The 24229-nt window shown below is 63.0% G+C and carries 23 protein-coding genes; 15 read left to right on the plus strand and 8 right to left on the minus strand.

The window, feature by feature from the left end; translation table 11 throughout:
* Positions 1–22: 22 nt before the first annotated feature.
* Positions 23–646: a TadE/TadG family type IV pilus assembly protein gene (locus tag AC1DPX_RS00440; RefSeq protein WP_477233835.1), complete on the plus strand. Its 624-nt coding sequence runs from the start codon at positions 23–25 to the stop codon at positions 644–646.
* A 6-nt stretch (positions 647–652) separates the two neighbouring features.
* Here AC1DPX_RS00440 and AC1DPX_RS00445 read toward each other — a convergent pair whose 3' ends face one another.
* The gene (locus tag AC1DPX_RS00445; protein ID WP_477233837.1) at positions 653–1576 is read right to left on the minus strand and encodes a phosphate/phosphite/phosphonate ABC transporter substrate-binding protein; all 924 of its coding nucleotides are present in this window, start codon (positions 1574–1576) and stop codon (positions 653–655) included.
* 335 nt (positions 1577–1911) lie between these two features.
* Here AC1DPX_RS00445 and AC1DPX_RS00450 point away from each other — a divergent pair, with 335 nt between their 5' ends.
* The 9 genes from AC1DPX_RS00450 (at position 1912) to AC1DPX_RS00490 (ending at position 11776) form a co-directional block, all read left to right on the plus strand.
* The gene (locus AC1DPX_RS00450) at positions 1912–3153 is read left to right on the plus strand and encodes a phosphopentomutase (protein WP_477233839.1); all 1242 of its coding nucleotides are present in this window, start codon (positions 1912–1914) and stop codon (positions 3151–3153) included.
* The gene (mutM, locus tag AC1DPX_RS00455; protein ID WP_477233841.1) at positions 3146–4036 is read left to right on the plus strand and encodes a bifunctional DNA-formamidopyrimidine glycosylase/DNA-(apurinic or apyrimidinic site) lyase; all 891 of its coding nucleotides are present in this window, start codon (positions 3146–3148) and stop codon (positions 4034–4036) included. The genes AC1DPX_RS00450 and mutM overlap by 8 nt, the downstream gene beginning before the upstream one ends.
* Before the next feature lie 118 nt (positions 4037–4154).
* Positions 4155–4928 carry an enoyl-CoA hydratase gene (locus AC1DPX_RS00460; protein WP_477233842.1) on the plus strand — a complete coding sequence of 258 codons (774 nt, stop codon included), beginning with the start codon at positions 4155–4157 and terminating at the stop codon, positions 4926–4928.
* 181 nt (positions 4929–5109) lie between these two features.
* The gene (rpsT, locus tag AC1DPX_RS00465; protein WP_010913342.1) at positions 5110–5376 is read left to right on the plus strand and encodes a 30S ribosomal protein S20; all 267 of its coding nucleotides are present in this window, start codon (positions 5110–5112) and stop codon (positions 5374–5376) included.
* An 856-nt stretch (positions 5377–6232) separates the two neighbouring features.
* Positions 6233–7777: a chromosomal replication initiator protein DnaA gene (dnaA, locus tag AC1DPX_RS00470; protein ID WP_010913341.1), complete on the plus strand. Its 1545-nt coding sequence runs from the start codon at positions 6233–6235 to the stop codon at positions 7775–7777.
* Positions 7778–8159: 382 nt separating this feature from the next.
* Positions 8160–9278, plus strand: a complete 1119-nt coding sequence (dnaN, locus tag AC1DPX_RS00475; RefSeq protein WP_010913340.1) for a DNA polymerase III subunit beta — start codon at positions 8160–8162, stop codon at positions 9276–9278.
* An 83-nt stretch (positions 9279–9361) separates the two neighbouring features.
* Positions 9362–10501: a DNA replication/repair protein RecF gene (gene recF / locus AC1DPX_RS00480; protein ID WP_202356319.1), complete on the plus strand. Its 1140-nt coding sequence runs from the start codon at positions 9362–9364 to the stop codon at positions 10499–10501.
* A 31-nt stretch (positions 10502–10532) separates the two neighbouring features.
* Positions 10533–11285: a molybdopterin-synthase adenylyltransferase MoeB gene (locus AC1DPX_RS00485; RefSeq protein ID WP_477233844.1), complete on the plus strand. Its 753-nt coding sequence runs from the start codon at positions 10533–10535 to the stop codon at positions 11283–11285.
* A 14-nt stretch (positions 11286–11299) separates the two neighbouring features.
* A complete protein-coding gene (locus tag AC1DPX_RS00490; protein WP_477233846.1) occupies positions 11300–11776 on the plus strand; it encodes a GNAT family N-acetyltransferase in 477 nt (158 codons plus the stop codon).
* 49 nt (positions 11777–11825) lie between these two features.
* Here the strand turns inward: AC1DPX_RS00490 and AC1DPX_RS00495 are convergent, their stop codons facing one another.
* Positions 11826–12827 (minus strand): 2-hydroxyacid dehydrogenase, encoded by a 1002-nt coding sequence (locus AC1DPX_RS00495; protein WP_202356322.1) that lies wholly within the window; start codon positions 12825–12827, stop codon positions 11826–11828.
* A gap of 149 nt (positions 12828–12976) precedes the next feature.
* Between AC1DPX_RS00495 and AC1DPX_RS00500 the strand changes: the two genes are divergently transcribed.
* On the plus strand, positions 12977–13537 hold the full coding sequence (locus AC1DPX_RS00500) for an SH3 domain-containing protein (protein ID WP_477233848.1): 561 nt from the start codon (positions 12977–12979) through the stop codon (positions 13535–13537).
* Here AC1DPX_RS00500 and AC1DPX_RS00505 read toward each other — a convergent pair.
* Entirely contained in the window at positions 13527–13907 is a 381-nt protein-coding gene (locus AC1DPX_RS00505) for a DUF4260 domain-containing protein (protein ID WP_477233850.1), read from the minus strand. The two genes, AC1DPX_RS00500 and AC1DPX_RS00505, sit on opposite strands and share 11 nt — an antisense overlap.
* Before the next feature lie 48 nt (positions 13908–13955).
* Complete coding sequence (gene irrA, locus AC1DPX_RS00510; protein ID WP_202356325.1) at positions 13956–14387, minus strand: iron response transcriptional regulator IrrA; 432 nt, start codon at positions 14385–14387, stop codon at positions 13956–13958.
* A gap of 242 nt (positions 14388–14629) precedes the next feature.
* Here irrA and fabA point away from each other — a divergent pair, with 242 nt between their 5' ends.
* The 4 genes from fabA to AC1DPX_RS00530 all read left to right on the plus strand — a co-directional run bounded on the left by fabA (position 14630) and on the right by AC1DPX_RS00530 (position 18960).
* A complete protein-coding gene (gene fabA / locus AC1DPX_RS00515; protein WP_010913332.1) occupies positions 14630–15145 on the plus strand; it encodes a 3-hydroxyacyl-[acyl-carrier-protein] dehydratase FabA in 516 nt (171 codons plus the stop codon).
* Positions 15146–15194: 49 nt separating this feature from the next.
* Positions 15195–16415 carry a beta-ketoacyl-ACP synthase I gene (gene fabB / locus AC1DPX_RS00520; RefSeq protein ID WP_202356326.1) on the plus strand — a complete coding sequence of 407 codons (1221 nt, stop codon included), beginning with the start codon at positions 15195–15197 and terminating at the stop codon, positions 16413–16415.
* Positions 16416–16446: 31 nt separating this feature from the next.
* Positions 16447–17250, plus strand: coding sequence for an enoyl-ACP reductase FabI (gene fabI, locus AC1DPX_RS00525; RefSeq protein WP_202356327.1), 804 nt, complete (start codon positions 16447–16449; stop codon positions 17248–17250).
* A gap of 165 nt (positions 17251–17415) precedes the next feature.
* The gene (locus AC1DPX_RS00530) at positions 17416–18960 is read left to right on the plus strand and encodes a putative bifunctional diguanylate cyclase/phosphodiesterase (protein WP_477233852.1); all 1545 of its coding nucleotides are present in this window, start codon (positions 17416–17418) and stop codon (positions 18958–18960) included.
* Positions 18961–18978: 18 nt separating this feature from the next.
* Here the strand turns inward: AC1DPX_RS00530 and AC1DPX_RS00535 are convergent, their stop codons facing one another.
* The 4 genes from AC1DPX_RS00535 to corA form a co-directional block, all read right to left on the minus strand.
* On the minus strand, positions 18979–19989 hold the full coding sequence (locus AC1DPX_RS00535; protein WP_477233854.1) for a class I SAM-dependent methyltransferase: 1011 nt from the start codon (positions 19987–19989) through the stop codon (positions 18979–18981).
* A gap of 123 nt (positions 19990–20112) precedes the next feature.
* A complete protein-coding gene (gene pnp, locus AC1DPX_RS00540) occupies positions 20113–22260 on the minus strand; it encodes a polyribonucleotide nucleotidyltransferase (protein WP_477233856.1) in 2148 nt (715 codons plus the stop codon).
* 408 nt (positions 22261–22668) lie between these two features.
* Entirely contained in the window at positions 22669–23043 is a 375-nt protein-coding gene (gene rpsO / locus AC1DPX_RS00545; protein WP_269465810.1) for a 30S ribosomal protein S15, read from the minus strand.
* 78 nt (positions 23044–23121) lie between these two features.
* A complete protein-coding gene (corA, locus tag AC1DPX_RS00550) occupies positions 23122–24216 on the minus strand; it encodes a magnesium/cobalt transporter CorA (protein ID WP_477233858.1) in 1095 nt (364 codons plus the stop codon).
* Between the last annotated feature and the right edge of the window lie 13 nt (positions 24217–24229).

Here is a 24229-nt window from a genome sequence, read left to right on the forward strand (position 1 = left end):
AGCAAGAAAAAAGGCAAATGCCATGATGCGTGCGGGGGCACATCTGAAAATTGCGGAGTCCTGGAGCAGGACGATCGGATTCTGGTCCAATCGCAAGGGGGTCGCGGCGGTCGAGTTCGCGCTTATCGTTCCGATCCTGCTGGTCATGTACTTCATGACCATGGAGGCTTCGCAGGCCATCGAGACCAGCAAGAAGGTCAGCCGCATCGGCAGCATGGTTGCCGATCTCGTCACCCAGCAGCCGACCATCGTCAAGGCGGATCTCGACGCCATCATGAAAATCGGCACCTCGACCATTCAGCCCTACAATCGCTCGACGCCGAACATCACCATCACGGCAATACAGGTCACCACCGATACGCCGCCCAGGGTGAACGTGGTTTGGTCGCGCAAGGTGGTCAATGGCGTCTACAGCATCGCCACCACCCTGCCCGCAACCACCACGGTTCCGGCAACGCTGAGGGTCGCCGGCACCTTCCTTATCCGTGTCGAGAGCAATCTGGCCTACGCGCCGATTATCGGCTGGACGACGGACACCCAACAAAAGCTTGGACTGACCAAATCCCTCACCGCCACGATCCCGATGGGTGAGACCTACTATCTGCGCCCGCGCAGAAGCCTGACCATCCCCTGCAGCGATTGCTGAAGACTTCTACCTCTGGCCACCATCGGCGGACAGCAGGCGCACGATAGCCACCGCCGTCGCATAGTCCTTTAGGCCCACGGTCAGAAAGCCGCCGGAGTGTTTCGATTCCAGCAGATCGTAGACGTCCGGCGTCGTCGATTTGAGATTGGTGAGGAACACGCTCAGCCGGCGTTTGGCTTCCGGGTCGAGATCGCTGCGCACGGCATGGGGACCGTATCTCAGCAAGCTCGACATCCAGACCACTTGGACGGCAGACGGCGAAAGGCCGGCCGCTTCAAGCCTGGCCTGCGTGCCGCCGGATAGCAGCGACTGGCCGTCGGCCGCGGCCCTCACCCAGCCGAACGAGGCGTCGGCCTGACCGTCGACGAGCATGGTTTCCGCCGCGGATGCCGAGCCGGCATGGATCAGAAACGGCGCATCTTCGGCGATCTTGACGTGTTCGGCGGCCAGTTCCGCCAGAGGCAAGAGCGAGCCTCCGACGCTGTCCGGCGGCGGCATGGCGATCCGGTGCGTCTCCATCGCCGCCAGGCCGGACAACTTGCCGTCCCGGGTCAACAGCACGGAGCGGATGCCGGCCGCACCATCGGAATCGACGGGAGCGACAAGCGGCTCGATGCATCCACAACGCTGCAGCGCCGTCGCATAGGCCGTGGCCGAATAGATGGCGTACTCGATCCGGGCGTTGGCCTGCGCCTCGATCAGTGCAGCGTAATCGCGCGCAACGACGAACTCCACCTTCATGCCAAGCGCATTGGTAAAGGACTGCGTCAACAGCGCCAGCCCCGGAACGGTGTTGCCGGCGCCAGGCTCGGCGACGATGCCGATGCGGAATGTGCCGATATCATCGCGCCAGTCGGCCCGCGCCGGATCACAGAAGAGCGCGCCGTGCATGACCACAAGGGCAGCACAGGCCTTCAGCGTGGCGTTCATGACAAGACCGTCCTGCGTTTCCTTCGATCCATGCCCAAGCCCGGTGCTTCGTGACGCTTTGTATCTCTGATTGTGCCTGTCGTTGTCCCAAAGCCGCTACGCAATTCTAGACGACATGGGGCTCTCAGCTCGTGCATCTCGTTGCCCCAAAACCGCTGCGCACTTTTGGGCGACATGCACTCTTGGCTTGTGCGTGTCGTTGCCCCAAAACCGCTGCGCACTTTTGGGCGACATGCACTGGACTATCGCGCCAAGCCGTTGCCGTTTGGTTTCCGAATTGCCAATGCCGCCATGGAACCCTATGTCTGGGCGTCCAAACTGGCAACAATGACCCGATGGCGCGTGCTTTTCTCTTCGTCCTGGACTCTTTCGGCATCGGTGGCGCGGTCGACGCCGAACGCTATGGCGACGCCGGCGCCAACACACTCGCGCATATAGCCGAAGCTTGCGCCGAAGGGCGCGCGGACCGCGAACGGCTTCGACAAGGGCCGCTGTTCGTCCCGCACATGGCATCGCTCGGGCTTGGCAAGGCGGCCGAGACGGCGACAGGATTGGGTTTTGCCCATTTCGGGACGGATCTGGCCGCCAATGCCTTCCATGGCGCGGCGCAGGAAGTTTCGAGCGGCAAGGACACCCCGTCCGGCCACTGGGAGATCGCGGGGCTGCCGGTGCTTTTCGACTGGGGTTACTTTCCCGATACGGTTCCCGCCTTTCCGGCTGATCTGACCGCGGCGATGATCCGCGAGGGCGAGGTGCCAGGCATTCTCGGCAACTGCCATGCGCCGGGCACCGAGATCATCGAACGGTTCGGCGAGGAACACATCCGCACCGGCAAGCCGATCTGTTACACCTCCGTCGACTCGGTCCTGCAGATCGCCGCCCACGAAGTCCATTTCGGGCTCGAGCGGCTATATGAATTCTGCCAGGTGGTGCGCCGGCTGGTCGATCCGCTCAGAATCGGGCGCGTGATCGCGCGGCCGTTCGTCGGCGAGACCGCCGCCACCTTCCAGCGGACCTACAATCGCCATGACTATGCGGTGCCGCCGCCGGAGCCAACCTTGCTCGACCGGCTGACGGCGCGGGGAAGCCGCGTCATCGCTGTCGGCAAGATCGGCGACATCTTCGCCCATCGCGGGATTTCGGAAGTGCGCAAGGCCGCCGGCAACATGGCCATGTTCGACAAGGCGCTCGGTGCGATGGACGATGCCGGCGAAGGCGATCTCGTTTTCGCCAATTTCGTCGATTTCGACACTGAATTCGGCCATCGCCGCGATGTCGCCGGCTATGCCGCCGCGCTGGAGGCCTTCGACCGGCGGCTGCCGGAAGCATTCGCGAAGCTGCGACAGGGCGACCTTCTCATGCTGACGGCCGACCACGGCAACGATCCGACCTGGCGAGGGACCGATCACACGCGTGAGCGCATCCCGGTGATCGGCATGGGACCGGGTCTGGCAGGTGGCGATATCGGACTGAGAACGACATTCGCCGATATCGGCGAAACCGTCGCCGAACACCTCGGGCTGGCGCCCGGCCGCCACGGTACTTCTTTCCATGCGATGATTGGCGGCCATGCCTGAATTGCCCGAAGTCGAAACGGTCCGGCGTGGCCTGCAGCCGGTCCTGGAAGGTGCCCGTCTGGCCAAGGTCGAGGCGCGACGTCCAGACCTCCGGTTTCCCTTTCCCGAACGCTTTTCGGAAAGGCTGACCGGCAGGACCATAACGGCGCTTGGCCGCCGGGCCAAATATCTGACCATGCATGTGCAGGACGGCCCGGCGCTGATCTGCCATCTCGGCATGTCGGGCTCGTTTCGCATCGAGACCGACGACGACGGCGGGACACCCGGCGTGTTCCACCACGAGCGCTCGAAAAGCACGGCGCACGACCATGTCGTGTTCGATGTCGTCGCCGCTAACGGCGCCCGGTCCCGCGTGATCTTCAACGACCCGCGCCGCTTCGGTTTCATGCTGTTTGCGGAAGGATCGCCGGAAACGCATCCGATGCTGGCCGGACTGGGCGTCGAGCCCACGGGCAACACGCTGGACGGCGTGCTGCTCGCCTCGTTGCTGAAAGGCCGCGGATCGCCGCTGAAGGCAGCGCTGCTTGACCAGAAGCTGATCGCGGGGCTTGGCAATATTTATGTGTCGGAGGCGCTTTGGCGCGCCGGCCTGTCGCCCCTGCGCGAGGCGGGCACCATCGCCAAGCCCGGCAAGAAGGCCAGACAACAAAGCGAACGCCTGGCCGAGGCGATCCGCTCGGTCATATCGGATGCCATCGCCGCCGGCGGGTCGTCGCTGCGTGACTACGTGCACACCGACGGATCGCTGGGCTATTTCCAGCATTCCTTCGCCGTCTACGACCGCGAGGGCGAGCCCTGCCCGAAGCCCGGCTGCGGCGGCCATATCGAGCGCGTCGTGCAGAGCGGACGCTCCACCTTCTATTGCCGGACCTGTCAGAGCTGAGTTAGAGCAATTCCAGGAAAAGTGGGAACGGTTTTCCCGGGAAAAGCGCATAACGCTTTCCCTTGGGAATTGCGTCAAAACAAAAAGATGGACCGGGGTCGAGCGAGGAGAAGCAGCCATGGCTTATGAAACGATCATCACCGAGACGCGCGGCAAGGTCGGGCTGGTCACGCTGAACCGGCCAAAGGCGCTCAATGCGCTGAATTCCCAGATCCTTGCTGAACTCGTCGCAGCCGTGAACGGTTTCGGCGCTGATCCCGGCATCGGCGCCATGGTTCTTACCGGTTCCGACAAGGCCTTCGCCGCTGGTGCCGACATCAAGGAGATGCAGGCGATCTCCTATGTGGACGCCTATAGCCAAGACTTCTTCGCAGGTTGGGAAGAGTTCACACGCACTCGAAAGCCGATCATTGCGGCGGTGGCTGGCTATGCGCTGGGCGGCGGATGCGAGCTGGCGATGATGTGCGACTTCATCATTGCCGCCGACACCGCCAAATTCGGCCAGCCCGAAATCACACTCGGCGTCATTCCCGGCATGGGCGGGTCGCAACGCCTGACCCGGTTCGTCGGCAAGTCGAAGGCGATGGACATGTGCCTGACCGGACGGATGATGGATGCAGCGGAAGCCGAGCGCTCGGGCCTGGTGTCGCGGGTCGTGCCTGCCGCCGAGCTTGTCGAAGAGGCGGTCAAGGCAGCGGCCAAGATCGCCGATTTCTCGCTGCCATCGGTGATGATGGCGAAGGAAGCCGTCAACCGTTCCTACGAGACGACGCTGGCCGAGGGATTGCGGTTCGAACGTCGTCTGTTCCACTCGCTTTTCGCGCTCGAAGACCAGAAGGAAGGCATGGCCGCCTTCGCCGAAAAGCGGAAGCCGAATTTCGCCAATCGGTAGGGCGTTGCCGGCACGCGACCGAAACCCTGTGGCGTCGGCCAAAAAGAACGCCAGGCAGCGTTGACGCGCCGGAAAAGCTGAACTATAAGCCGCACCAACCGAGGCGGCCCTGTGGCTGCCCGTTTGTTTTTTGCGCCCTGCGGCACGCCGCATGCGCCGACCAGATCAGAAGAGAGGCATCATGGCCAACACATCCTCGGCCAAAAAGGCAACGCGCAAGATCGCCCGCCGCGCGGCGATCAACAAGAACCGCCGCTCGCGCGTGCGCACCTACGTCCGCCAGGTCGAGGAGGCGCTCGCCTCCGGTGACAAGGCTGCCGCGCAGGCCGCCTTCAAGGCCGCCGAGCCGGAATTGATGCGCGCCGCGACCAAGGGCGTCATCCACAAGAACACAGCGTCCCGCAAGGTGTCGCGTCTGGCCGCACGGCTCAAGGTGCTGTCGGCCTGACATCGCCTTTACAGACTAGCTTCTCTAAAACCCGGCCGATCGTGCCGGGTTTTTTTCGTTTGCCGGCAAGTACTTAAAAAGAATGCTCGGAAACGGCGCCCAAGGCGGATTCCAAGCTTCGAAATGCTTTGCCGGCACATGCATGCCCGCTGACGGTTGATATGCTCAAAAAATGCCGCCTCAGAAATTCTCAACTATCACAAATAAGCGATATTTTTCAGCCACTTAGCCATGGTCATCCACAGCCTGTCCACAGACCCCCGAGAGGACGGGAGGACAACTGCCTGTCAAGCGAATTATTTCAGAATATTTCGCGCCGGCCCGGCTTTTTCATATTCGCCGGAAAAGGGTTTGAATCACAATGGCTTTGTCAAAATATGCCGTAACGGCATGACGTCCGAAGGGGCGCGAGGTAACCAGATTCCTTAAAAATCCGTTAGACGTGGCCTTGCCCTATCCACAGCGATTTCGGTAATGTCGATCTATCGAAAGGGACGGGTCTCTGGCCCTAACCCAGCCTGACGCAGCCAGCTTAAATTGGCGGGATTTGCGACGCGGATCAAGTTCGCGGACGGCTTTGGTTTGCTCTTTTTCGATACGGTAGGGGACTGGCGTAACGACACATGGCAGGTTGACAGCGCGCCGGCGTTTTTCGCCGGACGATGTTGTATTGCCCTGACATACCCAACGCGGACTGGCTTCCATGGGCCGGCACCGGTTCCCTCCGAATAGTGGGCGACGTTCATTGCCGGCGGCGGCAACGGGCATCGTGGCGAAGACACAGTCGCTGGAAACAAGGATGCAGGAGGCGCATCCCCGGCGGAAAAACAGGTACAGAAAGACAAGGAACTCGATCATGCAGAGCGGCATCGAAAGGGAGCTTACGGGCGACCTCCCATTTCCTGGAACTTTGATCGGAGCGAACGAGATGGCGGTCTCCAGCGACGCGGAACAGAAGTTCGACCGGGTCAAGACCCAGTTGAAGGCGCGTCTGGGGGCTGAAGTCTATTCGAGCTGGTTCGGCCGCATGAAGGTCGCGGAAGCGTCCAAGGGCATTGTCCGCATCTCGGTGCCCACCGCGTTCCTGCGCTCGTGGATCAATGGCCATTATCTCGATCTCATCTCCGAACTGTGGAAGCAGGAGGATGCCGATCTCCTCAAGATCGAGATCGTGGTGCGCACGGCCACCCGTCAGGGGCGCAGCCATGCCGAGCCGGAGTTGGCGCCGGCGCGCAAGATGACACGACAGACGCAGACGGCGCTGGCCGCCGGCACCGTGAGCCCCGGCAGGGTGGAACGCCCCCCAGTGCCGCGCCCGGGTGCGGCGGTCGAGAGCGAGTTCCGCCACAATGTGCTGGGTTCACCGCTTGACCCGCGCTACACGTTCGGCTCCTTCATCGAGGGGCCGTCGAACCGGGTGGCCTTCGCCGCCGCCAAGGCCGTGGCGGAATCGCAGTCAAGCGCCGTGCGCTTCAATCCGCTTTTCCTGCACGCGACCGTCGGGCTCGGCAAGACCCACCTGCTGCAGGCCATCGCGGCGGAATCGCTGAAGCAGAACCCCAAATCCCGCGTCGTCTATCTCACCGCGGAATATTTCATGTGGCGCTTCGCCACGGCGATCCGCGACAACAACGCGCTGACGCTCAAGGAACAGCTGCGCGATATCGACCTGTTGATCATCGACGACATGCAGTTCCTGCAGGGCAAGTCGATCCAGCATGAATTCTGCCATTTGATCAACATGCTGCTCGACAGCGCCAAGCAGGTCGTCGTCGCCGCCGATCGGCCGCCGTCCGAGCTGGAATCGCTCGAGCCGCGCGTCCGCTCGCGCCTCAATGGCGGCGTCGCGCTTGAAATGTCGGCGCCTGATTTCGCCATGCGTCTCGGCATGCTCAAACTGCGCCTGGCCACGGCCAGGATCGACGATGCATCGCTCGACATCTCCGACGAGATCCTCAATCACGTCGCCCGCACCGTGACCGGCAGCGGACGCGAACTGGAGGGCGCGTTCAACCAGCTGCTGTTCCGGCAGTCGTTCGAGCCGCAGATCACCATCGACCGCATCGACGAGATCCTCGGCCACATCTATCGCACGGGTGAGCCGAAGCGGGTCCGCATCGAGGATATCCAGCGCATCGTGGCGCGCCACTACAACGTGTCGAAGACGGAATTGCTGTCCAATCGGCGCACGCGCACCATCGTCAAGCCACGGCAGGTCGCCATGTATCTGTCGAAGGTGATGACGCCGCGTTCCCTGCCCGAAATCGGACGGCGTTTCGGCGGTCGTGACCACACCACGGTGCTGCACGCCGTGCGCAAGATCGAGGATCTCTCCGGCAACGACAACACGCTGGCACAGGAACTTGAGCTGCTGCGACGGCTGATCAACGACCAGGCCTGACCGGTCAGGTACAGGCAAGCCGGAACCGCACTGGAATTCAATGGCTTGCCTACCCGGCCGTGAGCTCGAAATGGGCTCGCGGCATGGAATTCCGCGAAAAGCGTGAAACGGTTTTCAGGGGAGAGCGCGTAGCGCTTTCCCTTGGAAATTGCGTCAAAACCAAGCCTCGTGACGGTCCGGATTCCGGATTCGGCACCCTGGCCGGCGGTCTTCGCAGCCTTTATCCCCAGAAAGCCTGCGCAGCCGGCCCGAACCGGTGGCGCGGGCTTGCGTTTGCTGGCTTTTTCCTGTCAGTTTACGCAGATTCTGAGCCTGTTCAGACCTTTCGCGGGGCGCCGCCAGCCGGAGACCCGCTCATCCTTTCAAGCGAGCCTGTTTCGTCATGCGTGTTATCCTGGAACGGTCAAATCTCCTGAAGTCGCTCAACCACGTCCACCGAGTGGTCGAACGGCGCAACACGATACCGATCCTGTCCAATGTGCTGCTGAGCGCCGAGGGCGCCAGCCTCGAAATGAAGGCGACCGACCTCGACCTGGAGGTGACGGAAGCGACGCCCGCCAAGGTGGAGCGTGGCGGGGCAACGACGGTTCCAGCGCATCTGCTCTACGACATCGTGCGCAAGCTCTCGGACGGCGCCGAGGTGATGCTGAAGACCGATGAGGACGGCAACGCCATGACGGTGACGTCGGGCCGCTCGAGCTTCCGGCTGCAGTGTCTGCCGCAATCCGACTTCCCCGAGCTTTCAGCCGGATCCTTCTCGCATATTTTCCGGCTCGACTCGGTTGCCCTCAAGGGCCTGATCGAGAAGACGCAGTTCGCCATTTCCACCGAGGAGACGCGCTATTATCTCAACGGTATCTACCTGCACACGCATGAAGTCGGCGGCAAGCTGAAGCTGCGCTCGGTGGCGACCGACGGCCACCGCCTGGCGCGCGCCGAAATCGACGCGCCAGCGGGCTCCGAGGGCATGCCGGGCATCATCATTCCGCGCAAGACGGTGAGCGAACTGCAGAAGCTGGTCGACGATCCGGATGTCGCCGTGACCACCGAACTGTCCGATACCAAGATCCGCTTCACCATCGGCAGCGTGGTCCTGACCTCGAAGCTGATCGACGGCACCTTCCCCGATTACCAGCGGGTCATTCCCACCGGCAACGACAAGAAGCTGATCCTCGACCGCCAGAGCTTTGCCGCGGCGGTCGATCGCGTCTCGACCATTTCCTCCGAACGCGGCCGCGCTGTGAAGCTTTCGATCAGCGAAGGCCAGGTGACGCTTGCGGTCAACAATCCGGATTCCGGCAGCGCCACCGAGGAACTGGCGGCCGACTATTCGTCTGACCCGATCGAGATCGGCTTCAATGCCAAGTATCTGCTCGACGTCGCCGCGCAACTGACCGGCACGGAAGCCAAATTCATGCTGGCCGATGCCGGTTCGCCGACGCTGATCCACGACATGGCCGACGAGACCGCGCTTTACGTGCTGATGCCGATGCGAGTATAGCCCGCGCGGGTATCGATCAGGCCCGTGACAGGACCGGCCGGCTACGAAGCGATGGTTGCGGCACTTCTACAGGCGGATAGCGGTTGCCGGCACAGACGCATATAAGTAAGCTAACACTTACTAATTTCCGCAACTATGCGGCGCTGGCGATCGATCTTGCGCCGGGCGCCGTGGTGTTTTCCGGCGACAATGGCGCCGGCAAGACCAACCTCCTCGAAGCCATTTCCTTTCTGACGCCCGGGCGTGGCCTGCGCCGTGCCCCTTACGCCGATGTCGCGCGCGAAGGCGGCGATGGCGGCTTTGCCCTGCATGCCCGGCTTGACGGACCCGACGGCCAGGTCGAGATCGGCACCGGCATTTCGGTTGGCGAGGGCGAAGGCGGCCGGCGGGTTCGCATCAACGGCGCGACTGCCCGATCGGCTGAAGACATGCTGGAATGGCTGCGCGTGGTGTGGCTGACGCCGGCCATGGACGCGCTGTTCACCGGGCCGGCCGCGGATCGTCGGCGCTTTCTCGACCGGCTGGTGCTGGCGATCGATCCCGGCCACGGCCAACGTGCCCTCGATTATGAGAAGGCGATGCGTGGCCGTAATCGCCTGCTTACGGATGGGACTCGCGATGATCGCTGGTTCGAGGCGATCGAGACGCAGATGGCCGAAACCGGCGTCGCCATTGCGGCGGCGCGCGCCGAACTTGTGCGTCTGCTCGCCGCCATGATCGACAGGTTGCCCGACACGGGACCGTTCCCGCAGGCCGACATCAGCCTTTCGGGCGATCTGGAAGCCGAGGTTTCCAATGCACCGGCAGTCGATGTCGAAGAGCGGTTCCGCCGCGCGCTTGCCTCTGGCCGTGATCGCGATCGCGCCGCCGGACGAACGCTCGAAGGTCCGCATCGTTCCGATCTCCTGGTGCGGCACCGGCCCAAGGCGATGCCGGCCGAGCTCTGCTCGACCGGCGAGCAGAAGGCCTTGCTGGTGGGCATCGTGCTCTCGCACGCGCGGCTGACCGGCGAGATGTCCGGCCTGACGCCGATCCTGCTGCTTGACGAAATCGCAGCACACCTAGACGGCGGCCGGCGGGCGGCACTGTTTTCGATCCTCGAGGAGTTGAACTGCCAGGCCTTCATGACGGGAACCGATGCCGCGCTGTTCTCCAGCCTGAAGGGGCGTGCGCAATTCCTGACCGTCGACCACGGCACGGTTGGGCCAACCGAAGACGCCTGACAAGGTTTTTCGGCCGCTGTATGGTCGCGACATGACCACTGCGCTCACCGCCGACGAGATCGAACGCTATGCCCGCCACATCGTGCTGCCGGAGGTTGGCGGCGCGGGCCAGCAGAAGCTCAAGCAGGCGCGCGTCCTGGTGATCGGCGCCGGCGGGTTGGGTGCGCCGGTGCTCGAATATCTTGCGGCGGCCGGCGTCGGCACGCTCGGCATTGTCGACGACGACACCGTGTCGCTTTCCAATTTGCAGCGCCAGGTCATCCACGCCACCGATACGGTCGGCACGCTGAAAACCGAAAGCGCCAGGGCGGCAATCGCCCGCATCAATCCCAACACCGCGGTCGAGACGCACACCTTCCGGCTGAGCGCGGACAACGCCCCTGCCCTCGTCGCCCGCTATGACATGGTGGTCGACGGTTCCGACAATTTCGAAACCCGTTATACGGTGGCTGACGCCTGCGCGAGCGCGCGTAAACCCCTTGTGCATGCCGCCGTCGGCCGCTTCGACGGCTCGGTGACGGTGCTGAAGCCTTTCGAGGTCGGCAAGGATGGCAAGCCGAACCCTAGCTATCGCGATCTCTTTCCCGAAGCGCCACCGCCGGGCCTGGTGCCGTCCTGTGCCGAGGCTGGGGTACTTGGCGCGCTGACCGGTGTCGTCGGCACGCTGCAGGCGATGGAGGCGATCAAGCTGATCACCGGCATCGGCGAGCCGCTGGTCGGCCGGCTGCTGCTCTATGACGCGCTCGCCGCGCGCTTCGAGACGATCCGCTACGCCAGGCGCTGATCTTGGAGCGGACCATGCCCCTCTCGATCGACCGCATTCCTGCCGATTTCGGCCGCTGGGATGAGGTGCTCGCCCTGATCATGCATGCCTTCGCCTTCATGGACGGCGTCATCGACCCGCCGTCCTCGGCTCACCTGCTCACGCCAGACACATTGCACGACAAGGCCCGGCGCGAGACCGGTTTCGTGGCTCTCGACGGCGACAGGATCGTCGGCTGCGTCTTTGCCCAGGAGAGGGCTGACGATCTCTACGTCGGCAAGCTCGCCGTCGCCCCGGACTGCCAAGGGCAAGGCATCGGCCGAAGGCTGATGCGGGCGGTCGAAATTCTCGCGCTCGACCGCGGCAAGGCGGCGCTGGAACTGCAGACACGGATCGAGCTCACCGCCAATCACGCCGCCTTTGCCCGTCTCGGCTTTCAGGAGACCGGGCGGACGGCGCATGAAGGCTACGCCAGGCCGACATCGATCACCATGCGCAAGGCTCTTTCGTAAGCCTTGGCTTGCATTTGAAGAATGAACGGGAAGCGCCGCCGCGATGCGGTCAGGTTCTGAGCGGCAGCACGCGGTCCGGCGGGCGGTGACCGTCGACGAAGGCCCTGATGTTGATGATGACCTTCTCGCCCATATCGATGCGGCCCTCGAGCGTCGCCGAGCCCATATGCGGCAAAAGCACGACCTTATGCCTGGCGGCGAGCTTGAGCAGCTTGGCATTGAGCGCCGGCTCGTGCTCGTAGACGTCGAGGCCGGCGCCGGCGATCTTGCCGTCCTGGATCAGCTTGACCAGCGCTTCCTCGTCGATGATGTCGCCACGCGCGGTGTTGACGACATAGGCCGTCGGCTGCAGCAGCGCCAACCGCCGCGCCGACAGAAGATGGAAGGTCGCGGGCGTCGACGGACAATTGACGGAGATGATGTCCATGCGGGCCAGCATCTGGTCGAGGCTCTCCCAATAGGTCGCCTCCAGCCCGTCCTCGACCGCCGGCAGAACGCGATGGCGGTTGTGATAGTGGATGGAAAGGCCGAAGGCCTTGGCTCGCCTGGCGACGGCCGTGCCGATGCGGCCCATGCCGACAATGCCGAGCCGTTTGCCCCAGATGCGGCGGCCAAGCATCCAGGTCGGCGACCAGCCGGCCCATTTCTTGTCGCCGGTGAGCACGTTGGCGCCTTCCGCCAGCCGGCGTGGCACCGCCAGCATCAGCGCCATGGTCATGTCGGCGGTGTCTTCGGTCAGCACATTGGGCGTGTTGGTGACGGTGATGCCCTTCTTGGCCGCCGCCTCCACGTCGATCTTGTCGACGCCGTTGCCGAAATTGGCGATCAGCTTGAGATTTTCGCCGGCCTGGGCGATCAGCGCCGCGTCGATGTGATCGGTCACCGTCGGCACCAGCACGTCGGCTTCCTTGACCGCGGCGACCAGTTCCGGCTGCGTCATCGGCCGGTCCTCGACATTCAGCCTGGCGTCGAACAACTCGCGCATGCGGGTCTCGACCGGGTCGGGCAGCTTTCGCGTGATGACCACGAGAGGCTTCTTTTTGCCTGCCATTGTTTCCCTCGTTGAGACCTCTTTAACCAAGACCGGCGAAACTGAAAGCCGGTCGCGGTAGCCGATTTTACCCATGTAACAAGCGGTGCCGCCGAAGACAAAGAAAAAGGGGCGCCGAGGCCACCGGGCCGGCGCCGAAAGGAACGAAAGTGTCTGGTTTCGCGTCGCTTCGCCTGGCCCTCAGCGCAGCATTTCTCGGCGCTCTCCTCTATTCCCCGCTCGCCGCGGCGCAGGGCGCGGCCGCACCCGCCCAGGGTGTCGTCACGCTCGGCCCAAGCGGCCTGCCGCTGCCGCGATTCGTCAGCCTGAAGCCGGCGCGCGTCAACTCGCGCGTCGGTCCGGGCGCCAACTACTCCGTCAATTGGATGTATGTGAAGGCCGGCCTGCCGATGGAGGTCATCCAGGAATTCGATACCTGGCGCCGCGTCCGCGATGCGGACGGTTCGGAAGGCTGGATCAACCAGTCGATGCTCTCAGGCCGGCGCACCGCCATCATCGCGCCGTGGCAGCGCGGCAAGGGCGCCCAGATCAACCTTATGAAAAGCCCCAACAAGGATGCCAACGTGGTGGCGATCGTCGAGCCGGGCGTCATGGGCACGATCAAGTCCTGTGACGGCCAATGGTGCGAAATGACGCTTGACGGCCACACCGGCTGGCTCGCCCAGGCCGCGGTCTGGGGCGCCTATCCCGGCGAGCGGGTCAAGGACTGAGGTCGTCCCGCTTGTGCCCGATACGGCCAAGGTGGGTGTCCTGAAAACCGGTTGACAGCTTCAGCCCATAGCCCAGTGCGCGGTCTATGGCGATGTGGGCGATCCAGATCAGTGCGACCGCGATCGCGACCGCATGACCTGACAAATACCCGACGAGCAGCAGCAGCACCGGTACGATGAGGATATGCAAGGCGTTGTAAGCGATGGCGCCGATGCGCGGCCCGCCGAGGTAGCCGAACATCGACAGGTCCGGCGCCAGGATGAGCAATCCGAAAAGCCACCAGGAACCGCCTGACCAGGCGTAGAAGACGATCGCGGCGGCCGCTACGACAGCCCATTCGAGCCGGACTATCAGGTCGAGGGGCTTCATCCCTGATGTATTATTCTGGCATTGCCGACCATTCCGGGCTCTCGCCGGTCATTCCTGCCGCTTGGGGCGCAGCCTCACGACGATGTCGACATTGGCGATTTCCATGCCCTCGGGCGGATCCGGCAGGTTGGTGACCGTCACCGGACCGTTGGCGATGTCGAAAATCCGGTTTTCGCCTTCGACGTAGAAATGATGGTGGTCGGAGGTGTTGGTGTCGAAATAGGTCTTGGCGCCTTCGACGGCGAGGATGCGCAGCAGCCCTGCCTGGGTGAACTGGTGGAGCGCGTTGTAGACCGTGGCCAGCGACACCGGCACGCCGGCGGCCAGCGCTTCCTCGTGCAGTTCCTCGGCCGAGAGATGGCGATCGCCCTTGGCAAAAAGCAGGTCGGCCAGCGCAATACGCTGCCGTGTCGGCCTCAGGCCGGCTTCACGCACCCGCTTGTCCACAGCGACATTTTCCTTCCGGCAGCCCCGGTCCATCTGGTCTTCCAAGCCAACAGTCCCGCTTCAAGACACGCCCAGAATGGCAAAAAAATGAATGTCTGCCGAAACCGGATCCCTGTTGACATATATTCTGTCGGCCGAATGCGATCAATAGCGCGCATTGACCCGGGCGGACTTGCGGGTTAAGCGCAAACGCCGGTTTCCGGCCTGAAACAGATTGTGTTAGGACACCAACGACAAGGGCGCGCTACCGCCCGGACGATATGGGGACGAGATTGATGGCGGGTAAATCCAGCTACGACTACGAAGAATTGCTGGCCTGCGCCCGCGGCGAGTTGTTCGGAGAGGGCAATGCCCAACTGCCCTACCCGCCGATGCTGATGTTCGACCGTATCACCGAGATCAGCGAGACCGGCGGTGCCTTCGACAAGGGCTTTATCCGTGCGGAGTTCGACATCAAGCCGGATCTTTGGTTCTTTGCCTGCCATTTCATCGGCAATCCGATCATGCCAGGATGCCTCGGTCTGGACGCCTTGTGGCAGTTGACCGGCTTCTACCTCGGCTGGCTCGGCGAACCCGGCAAGGGAATGGCGCTGTCGACCGGCGAGGTCAAGTTCAAGGGCATGGTCACGCCATCGGTCAAGAAGGTCGAGTATGGCGTGGATTTCAAGCGCGTCATGCGCGGCCGGTTGGTGCTGGGCATCGCCGACGGCTGGATGAAGGCGGATGGCGAGCCCATATATGCGGCGACGGACCTGAAGGTCGGTCTGTCCAAGCAGTCGGCGGTCGCTTGACCGCACCCGTGGCCGACCCACTGGCCAGCATCCCTGGAAGGAGTTGCGAATGAGACGTGTCGTAGTCACAGGCCTCGGCATCGTGTCGTCGATCGGCAACAATGCCAACGAGGTACAGACCTCGCTGCATGACGCCAGATCCGGCATCAGCTTTTCCGATTCCTTCGCCGAGCACGGCTTCCGCTGCCAGGTCTGGGGCGCGCCGACGCTCGACCCCTCCGCCATGATCGATCGCCGCGCGATGCGCTTCCTGAGCCAGGGCGCGGCCTGGAACCACGTCGCCATGGACCAGGCGATCGCCGATGCGGGCCTTGGCGAAAGCGACATCACCAATGATCGCACCGGCATCGTCATGGGCTCGGGCGGCCCCTCCACCCGCACCATCGTCGAGGCGGCCGAAACCACGCTGAAGAACGGCAGCCCCAAGCGCATCGGCCCCTTCGCCGTGCCAAAGGCGATGTCGTCGACCGCGTCGGCAACGCTGGCCACATGGTTCAAGATCCACGGCGTCAACTATTCGATCTCATCGGCCTGCTCGACCTCGGCGCATTGCATCGGCAACGCCTATGAGCTCATCCAGTGGGGCAAGCAGGATGTCATGTTTGCCGGCGGCCACGAGGATCTCGACTGGACGATGTCGGACCTGTTCGACGCCATGGGCGCCATGTCGTCGAAGTTCAACGACCGGGCTTCCGCCGCATCGCGCGCCTATGACGCCAATCGCGACGGCTTCGTCATTGCCGGTGGCGCGGGCGTGCTCATCCTGGAGGAACTTGAACACGCCAAGGCGCGCGGCGCCAAGATCTACGCCGAGATCGTCGGCTACGGCGCGACTTCTGACGGCTACGACATGGTGGCCCCTTCCGGCGAAGGCGCGGTCCGCTGCATGCGCCAGGCGCTGGCGACGGTTTCAACGCCGGTCGACTACATCAACACCCATGGCACTTCGACGCCGGTTGGGGATTCCAAGGAAATGGGCGCCATCCGCGAGGTGTTCGGCGAGAAGATGCCGTTCATCACCTCGACGAAGTCGCTGACCGGCCATTCGCTGGGCGCGGCCGGCGTTCAGGAGTCCATCTATTCGATCCTGATGATGCAAGGCGGCTTCATCGGCGAGAGCGCCCATATCGAGACCCTCGACCCCGAATTCGAAGGCATGCCGATCGTGCGCAAGCGCATCGACAACGCCAAGATCGACACCGTCCTGTCAAATTCCTTCGGTTTCGGTGGCACCAACGCAACGCTCGTTTTCCAGCGCTATTCCGCTTAAGGCCAGCGGTTTTCTAAGAGGATTGCCTGCCATGGACGGATTGATGAAGGGCAAGCGCGGGCTTGTCATGGGCGTTGCCAACGATCATTCGATAGCTTGGGGCATTGCCCAGAAATTGTCCGAACATGGGGCGGAGCTCGCCTTCACCTACCAGGGCGAGGCCTTCGGCCGCCGGGTCAAGCCGCTGGCCGACAGGCTCGGCGCCTCGCTGGTCGTTCCCTGCGATGTCGAGGACAGCGCCTCGGTCGCCGCCACGTTCGAGACGCTCGGCAAGGAATGGGGCGGGCTGGACTTCGTCGTCCACGCCATCGGCTTTTCCGACAAGAATGAGCTGAAGGGCCTCTACGCCGACACCAGCCGCGACAATTTCGTCCGCACAATGGTGATATCCTGCTACTCCTTCACCGAGGTGGCCCGCAACGCCGCGGCACTGATGACGGATGGCGGCTCGATGATCACGCTGACCTATGCCGGTTCGGTCCGCGTCATGCCGAACTACAATGTCATGGGCGTCGCCAAGGCCGGCCTCGAGGCCAGCGTGCGCTACCTTGCCAACGACTACGGTCCGCGCGGCATCCGGGTGAACGGCATCTCGGCTGGCCCGGTGCGCACGCTCGCCGGCGCCGGCATTTCGGACGCCCGTCACATGTTCTCCTACCAGCAGCGCAACTCGCCGCTGCGCCGCACGGTGACCATCGACGAGGTCGGCGGTTCGGCGCTTTATTTGCTGTCCGACCTCTCCTCGGGCGTCACCGGCGAAATCCACTATGTCGATTCCGGCTATCACATCGTCTCGATGCCGACGCTCGACGAGTTGAAGCAGACGGATGGTTAACCCGTCCGGAAACGGATCAAGGCGACCCGCTTTGGGCAACCGTTTCGGAAAATGGCCATTTTTCCAGTAAAGAAAATAATCTTCTCCAGTAAAATTGGATACATTCGCGGAAACTCATTTTAAGAAGATTTCCGCTATAGAGTCCCGTAATCTGGGGACCTTTGAATGGCTGCCGTCAGCAACCCGAAGCGAACACCGGTGTTCCGACTGCTCACGATAGCAAGTTCGGGCATTGGCAGTTTCGTGCTTGGCATCTGGGGCCTGAAGCACGGTCTCGGCGACGGCTTTGCCGGCATATCAATGGACATGATGGTCGCGATCATGGCAGCGCTTTGCGCGCTGGCGGCGTCGGTGGCGGCCATGTCGTTCTTCGCCGGCGTCGATGAATCGGCCGATTTCGTCTTCAACGAAACCCATTTCGACAAGCTGACCGGCCTGCTGGCGCGCCCGGCGATGGTCGGCAAGGTCGCCGAGGCGGCATGCGCGACAAGCCGGACCGGGGAGCCGGTGTTCCTGATCGACATCGACATCGACCGGTTCAAGCAGATCAACGACGCCATCGGCTATACGCAAGGCGACGAGTTGATCCGCGCCTTCACCAGGCGGCTACAGGCCTGCGTGCCCCCACGCGCCCTGATCGGGCGTATCGGCGCCGGCGAGTTCGCGGTGCTGCTTGCGGATCATCAGATCCAGGGAACGATGGAGAGCATGGTCGAAAGGCTCATCGACGAAATGATGGAGCCCTATGAACTGAGCACCCATCAGCAATCGGTGAGCCTGTCGGTGGGTATCGTGGCCATGCCCAAGGACGGCGTCGATCCGGTGCTTCTCCTGCGCCGCTCCAACCTGGCGCTGCAGAATGCGCGCGCCGGCGGGGTCGGCAACTGGTCGGTCTTCGACAGCGAAATGGGGCGTGTCGCCGATTATCGGCAATGGGTCGAATCCGAACTGCACACCGCTTTCGAGCGGGGAGACTTCGACCTCCACTACCAGCCGCAGCTCGACCTGCCGACCGGCCGTATCATCGGCTATGAAGCGCTGATCCGCTGGAATCATCCCGAACGCGGCATGATCCCGCCCATGGAGTTCATCCAGATCGCCGAGGAAACCGGCATGATCAACCCGATCGGCGAATGGGTTCTGCGCAAGGCCTGCAGCGACGCCCGGCATTTGCCCGACGACTGTTTCGTCGCCGTCAACATCTCGCCGGTTCAATTCATGACCAAGGACTTCGTCGGCGTTGTGCGCGACACCATGCGGGCCACCGGCATCAAGCCGTCGCGGCTGGAGCTGGAAGTCACCGAGACGGCGATGATGCAGGACCGCGACCGTGCGGCCGCCATCCTGAAAGAGCTTGCCGAAATGGGCATCTCGGTCGCCGTCGACGATTTCGGCACCGGCTATTCCAATCTGAGCTACCTGATCGATTTCTCGTTCGGCAAGCTGAAGATCGACCGTTCCTTCGTCAGCCGCATCGATACCGATTCCAGCTCCGGCGCCGTCGTCTCAACCATTGTCGGGCTTTCTCGCGCGCTCGGCGTCAGCATCATCGCCGAAGGTGTCGAGACCGAGAGCCAGGCGACGCTCCTGCGGGCCGCCGGCTGCGAAGTGGTGCAGGGCTACCTGTTCGGTCGGCCCGCGCCGCTCAAGTTCAGGCTTGGCGACGAGCACGCGACCGACGAGGTCCGGCGCGTCGCCAACCTGCACTGAAGGCGATACCGCCCCGTTTCAACGACGCGCGACAAACACCTTGAACATGCCGTCGCGGGCAAGCTCCGCGTGGCTGGCAAAAGCGGCCGACAGCACGGGCTCGTAGGGAAGCTGGCGATTGGYGACCATGAACAGCCTGCCGCCTGGCTTCAACGCCTTGGCCGCCGCGCGGATCATACCGGCGCCGATCTCCGGCTCGGCCGCACGGCTGCGATGAAAGGGCGGGTTCATGGCGATGACGTCGTAACGGCGCTCGACAGGCTCGGCGAGCAGATCCGTCCAGAAGAAGCCTTGCGCCACTGTGTTGGCGAGGTTGCCCTTGGCCGCCTCCAGCGCATCGAAATCGGCTTCGTAAAGATCAAGCGCCGACAAGCCTGGCGAGCGGGCAGCCATCTCAGCGGCCACATAACCCCAACCGGCGCAGAAATCGGCCGCATTGCCGCGCAGGTCGCCGGGCAGGTTGTCGACCAACAGTTTCGAACCCGCGTCGATGCGGTCGAAGGAGAACATGCCGGGTGCGGTGCGGAACCGCTCCTCGATCAGCATAGCGGGATTGGCGGCGCGAAGCGTGGCGGCGGCCCGCATGTCCGCAGGGCGGTGCAGCCAGAAGGCGATGCCGTGATATTTCGGCATATGGCCGTCGAGCGGCACGAGTTCGTCGACGCGCTTGCGCAGGCTGGCAATGCCGTCGTCCTTGCCGCCGGCGACGACGACAAGTCCGCCCGGCGCCACGCGCTCGAGCGCCTCGGCGATACGCAGTTCGTTCTGGCCGCGATGACGGCCGGCGAGCACCAGGGCGGCATCAAAGCCGTCGCCCTCGGTTCGCGGCGTGACGGTAAAGCCCGCCGCCTGCAACCCGCGGAAATGCGGCCGGAAGCCTTGTACGAGATGCAGCGTGGCCTCGAAACCGGACGGCAAGCGCAGGCCGGGCTCGGCGCCGAGGAAGAGGATGCGCTCGCCCTTTCGCGGCAAGGCAAGAGCCTCGGCCTCGAACGGATGGAAAAGCGTCTTCAGCGCTTCAGCGGGCATAGAAGTGCTCCCAGAGTCCTACGCAATTCCCGGGGGAAAGCGCTTCATACTTTCCTGGAACTGCTCCAAACGAAAACGGGCGCGACATAAGCCGCGCCCGTTTCGATTTTTCTGTCAGATCGCTCAGGCGGCGTCTTCTTCGCCTTCGGCCTTCTTGTCGCGCACGATCTCCTTGCCGGTGGCCTGGTCGACGATCTTCATCGACAGGCGGACCTTGCCGCGCTCGTCGAAGCCCATCAGCTTGACCCAGACCTTGTCGCCTTCCTTGACGACGTCGGAGGTCTTGGCGACGCGCTCATTGGCGAGCTGCGAGATGTGGACCAGACCGTCGCGGGGACCGAAGAAGTTGACGAAAGCGCCGAAGTCGGCGGTCTTGACGACCGTGCCTTCGTAGATTTCGCCGACTTCCGGCTCGGCGACGATGGTATGAATCCACTTCTTCGCCGCCTCGATCTCCTTGGCGTTCGAGGAAGCGATCTTCACCGTGCCGTCGTCCTCGATGTTGATCTTGGCGCCGGTCTTCTCGACGATCTCGCGGATGACCTTGCCGCCCGAACCGATGACGTCGCGGATCTTGTCCGTCGGGATGTGCATGACCTCGATGCGCGGCGCGAACTCGCCGAGTTCGGGGCGGGCGCCGGTCAGGGCATGCGCCATTTCGCCGAGGATATGCTGGCGGCCGTCCTTGGCCTGGTCCAGCGCGATCTTCATGATCTCCTCGGTGATGCCCTCGATCTTGATGTCCATCTGCAGCGAGGTGATGCCGTTGGCGGTGCCGGCAACCTTGAAGTCCATGTCGCCGAGGTGATCCTCGTCACCAAGGATGTCGGAGAGCACGGCGAAGCGCTCGCCTTCCTTGATCAGGCCCATGGCGATACCGGCAACGGGCTTGGCCAGCGGCACGCCGGCATCCATCAGCGCCAGCGAGGTGCCGCAGACGGTGGCCATCGAGGACGAGCCGTTGGACTCGGTGATCTCCGAGACGACGCGCAGCGTGTAGGGGAACTGGTCAGCGGAAGGCAGCATCGGACGGATGGCGCGCCAGGCGAGCTTGCCGTGGCCGATTTCGCGGCGGCCCGGCGAACCCATGCGGCCGGTCTCACCGACGGAGTAGGGAGGGAAGTTGTAGTGAAGGAGGAACTTCTCCTTGTACATGCCGGTCAGCGAATCGACGTACTGCTCGTCTTCGCCGGTGCCCAACGTGGCAACGACCAGCGCCTGGGTCTCGCCGCGGGTGAACAGCGCCGAACCATGGGTGCGCGGCAGGACGCCGACTTCCGAGACGATCTTGCGGACCGTCTTGAGGTCGCGGCCGTCGATGCGCGAGCCGGTGTCGAGGATGTTCCAGCGTACGACCTTGGCCTGGAGTTCCTTGAACACCGAACCGATCTGCTCGGAGGTGTACTTGGGCTCTTCGCCTTCGGCCGGAGCAAAGGCTGCCTTGACCTTCGCCTTGACGGCGTCGACGGCGGCATAGCGCTTCTGCTTGTCGGTGATCTTGTAGGCATTGCTGAGCTCGTCGCCGACGATCTTCAGCATCTCTGCTTCAAGCGCGGAATAGTCCGGCGCGGTGAAGTCGCGCGGTTCCTTGGCGGCAACTTCGGCCAGCTTGATGATGGCGTCGATGACCGGCTGGAAGCCCTTGTGACCGAACATGACAGCGCCGAGCATCAGCTCTTCGCCGAGTTCCTTGGCTTCCGACTCGACCATCAGCACGGCGTCGGCGGTGCCGGCGACGACGAGGTCGAGCTTGGACTCCTGCATTTCGTCGATGTGCGGGTTGAGAACGTATTCGCCGTTGATGTAGCCGACGCGCGCGCCGCCGACCGGGCCCATGAAGGGAACGCCCGACAGGGTCAGAGCGGCCGAGGTGGCAACGATCGACAGGATGTCCGGATCGTTCTCCAGGTCATGCTGAACGACGGTGACGACGATCTGGGTGTCGTTCTTGTAGCCGTCGGCGAAGAGCGGGCGGATCGGGCGGTCGATGAGACGCGAAACCAGCGTTTCCTTCTCGCTCGGACGTCCCTCGCGCTTGAAATAGCCGCCCGGAATCTTGCCGGCGGCATAGGTCTTTTCCTGGTAGTTGACGGTCAGCGGAAAGAAATCGAGGCCGGGCTTGGGCTCCTTCATCGAAACGACGGTGGCCAGAACCTTGGTCTCGCCGTAGGTGGCGAGCACGGCGCCGTCAGCCTGACGGGCGATCTTGCCGGTTTCGAGGATAAGCGGGCGGCCGCCCCATTCGATTTCCACTTTGTGTTGATTGAACATGTCTTGTCCTTTGTATGAGGAAGGGCCGCGCCGTTTCAGCGTGCGCGGGTGCCCTTTCCTCTGGCTTCCTTTCTCGGGCAGCCACGGGCAAGACAACGGGAGGCTCGGGTTTGTCGGCACGGTGGCCAAACGAGCGTCCTGCAATCCTGCCCCATGACCGTCCATGGGTGGCTTAGAGTGGCCCTCTGCGCGCTCTAAGCCGGATATGGCCAATCGATCGATCGGCCCGCGCATGACCCCGAAACCCACGGCTTGCGGAACGCGTCATGCGCAATTCAACTTTGCGGAGCGTCCGTCCGGCATCCCGATGGGGTGCGCGGCGCTCCAGTCCTGCATTCGAGATCGGATTGGTCCTCGGCTCGAATGCGCGACCGGCGGACTCCTTGAGAGAGCCCGCCGGTCAATTCGTCAACGGCGCAGACCGAGCTTCTCGATCAGTGTCTGATAGCGCGCGTCGTCCTTGCGCTTGAGGTAATCAAGCAGGCTGCGGCGCTGGGACACGAGAGCGAGCAGACCACGGCGGGAATGGTTATCCTTCTTGTGGTCCTTGAAATGGTCGGTCAGGTTCTTGATGCGCTCGGAAAGGATGGCCACCTGGACTTCCGGAGACCCGGTATCGCCCTTGGCGGTCGCGAATTCACCCATCAATTCCTTTTTGCGCTCGGCAGTAATCGACATCGTGTTTTTCCTTATCTGTTTGAGGAAACGGGTCGCCCTCAGCCGGGATGTCGTCCAGCAGGGGCCGGTGCAAGCAAAGCGTCGTGGCGCAATGCTGCGGCGCATATAGTGCAATTCCCGGCAAAACACCAGCCCAATTCACCAAGCCGGCTTTTCACGCCAAGACGGCAAGTTTTGTCGCCTTTAGAGCCATTTCTTCCACTTGAAGAAGGCAATCAAGCCGACCGCGACAAGCAGCATGAAGACGAGTGCCGCCGGATAACCATAGTAGGCCCGCAGTTCCGGCATGTTCCATGGCGAGGTATCGGGATTGAAATTCATGCCCCAGACGCCGACCAGGAAGGTGAGCGGCATGAAGATTACCGAGACGATGGTGAGATAGCTGATGACGTCGTTGGTGCGTGCCTGGCTCAGCGACAGATGCATCTCGATCAGCCCGGTCAGCATGTCGCGCTGATTTTCGACCAGTTCGATCAATCGCAGCGAATGATCAAGCGTGTCGTTGAGGAAGACCTTGGTCTCGGCTTTCACAAAGGGCACGTCGTTACGGATCATCGTCGCCAGTGCATCGCGCATGGGCCAAAGCACGCCCTTCAACACGTTGGCGTCACGCCGCAACTCATGCAGCTGCCGCATCTGGTGTTTGTGCGGCGTGTGCAGCATCTCGTCCTCGATGCTGTCGACCATTTCTCCGGCCGCTTCGATGGGCGGGAAATAGCTGTCGACTATGGCGTCGATCAGCGCATAGGCAAGATAGTCAGCACCGCGTGCACGCAAGCGGTTGGGCATCGAGCTTTCGATGCGCTTGCGCACCGGGTCGAACGGATCGCCCTCCCGCTCCTGAAAAGTGACGACAAAGTTCTTGCCGAAGAAGACGGCTATCTGTTCGTAGCGGTGGGCGGTGACATCGTCGATCATCCTGACGACGACGAAGGCATGGTCTTCGAAGAAATCCACCTTCGGCCGCTGGCCGGTGTTGACGACATCCTCCAAGGCCAGCGGATGCAGGTTGAAAATGCGGCCGATCTCTTCGATCAGCTGGATGTTGGCGAGGCCGGTACAGTCGAGCCAGATGACCGGCCATTTGTCGCAATTGGCACTGACGTCGTCGATGCTGGCATTGTCGATGGTCCTGAACTTCTGCGGCGAGATCAAGGTCAGCCGCAATTCGGAGCGTCGCGCCGCCGGGTCGGCAATCAGCGTGCCCGGCGAAGCGCCGACCGGCGGCCGCCTCGTCTTCACCGGCGCCCGCTTTTTCACCGCCTCGGCCATAGCCATATGCCCCTCGAGC

Source organism: Mesorhizobium sp. 01N446, assembly GCF_056399285.1.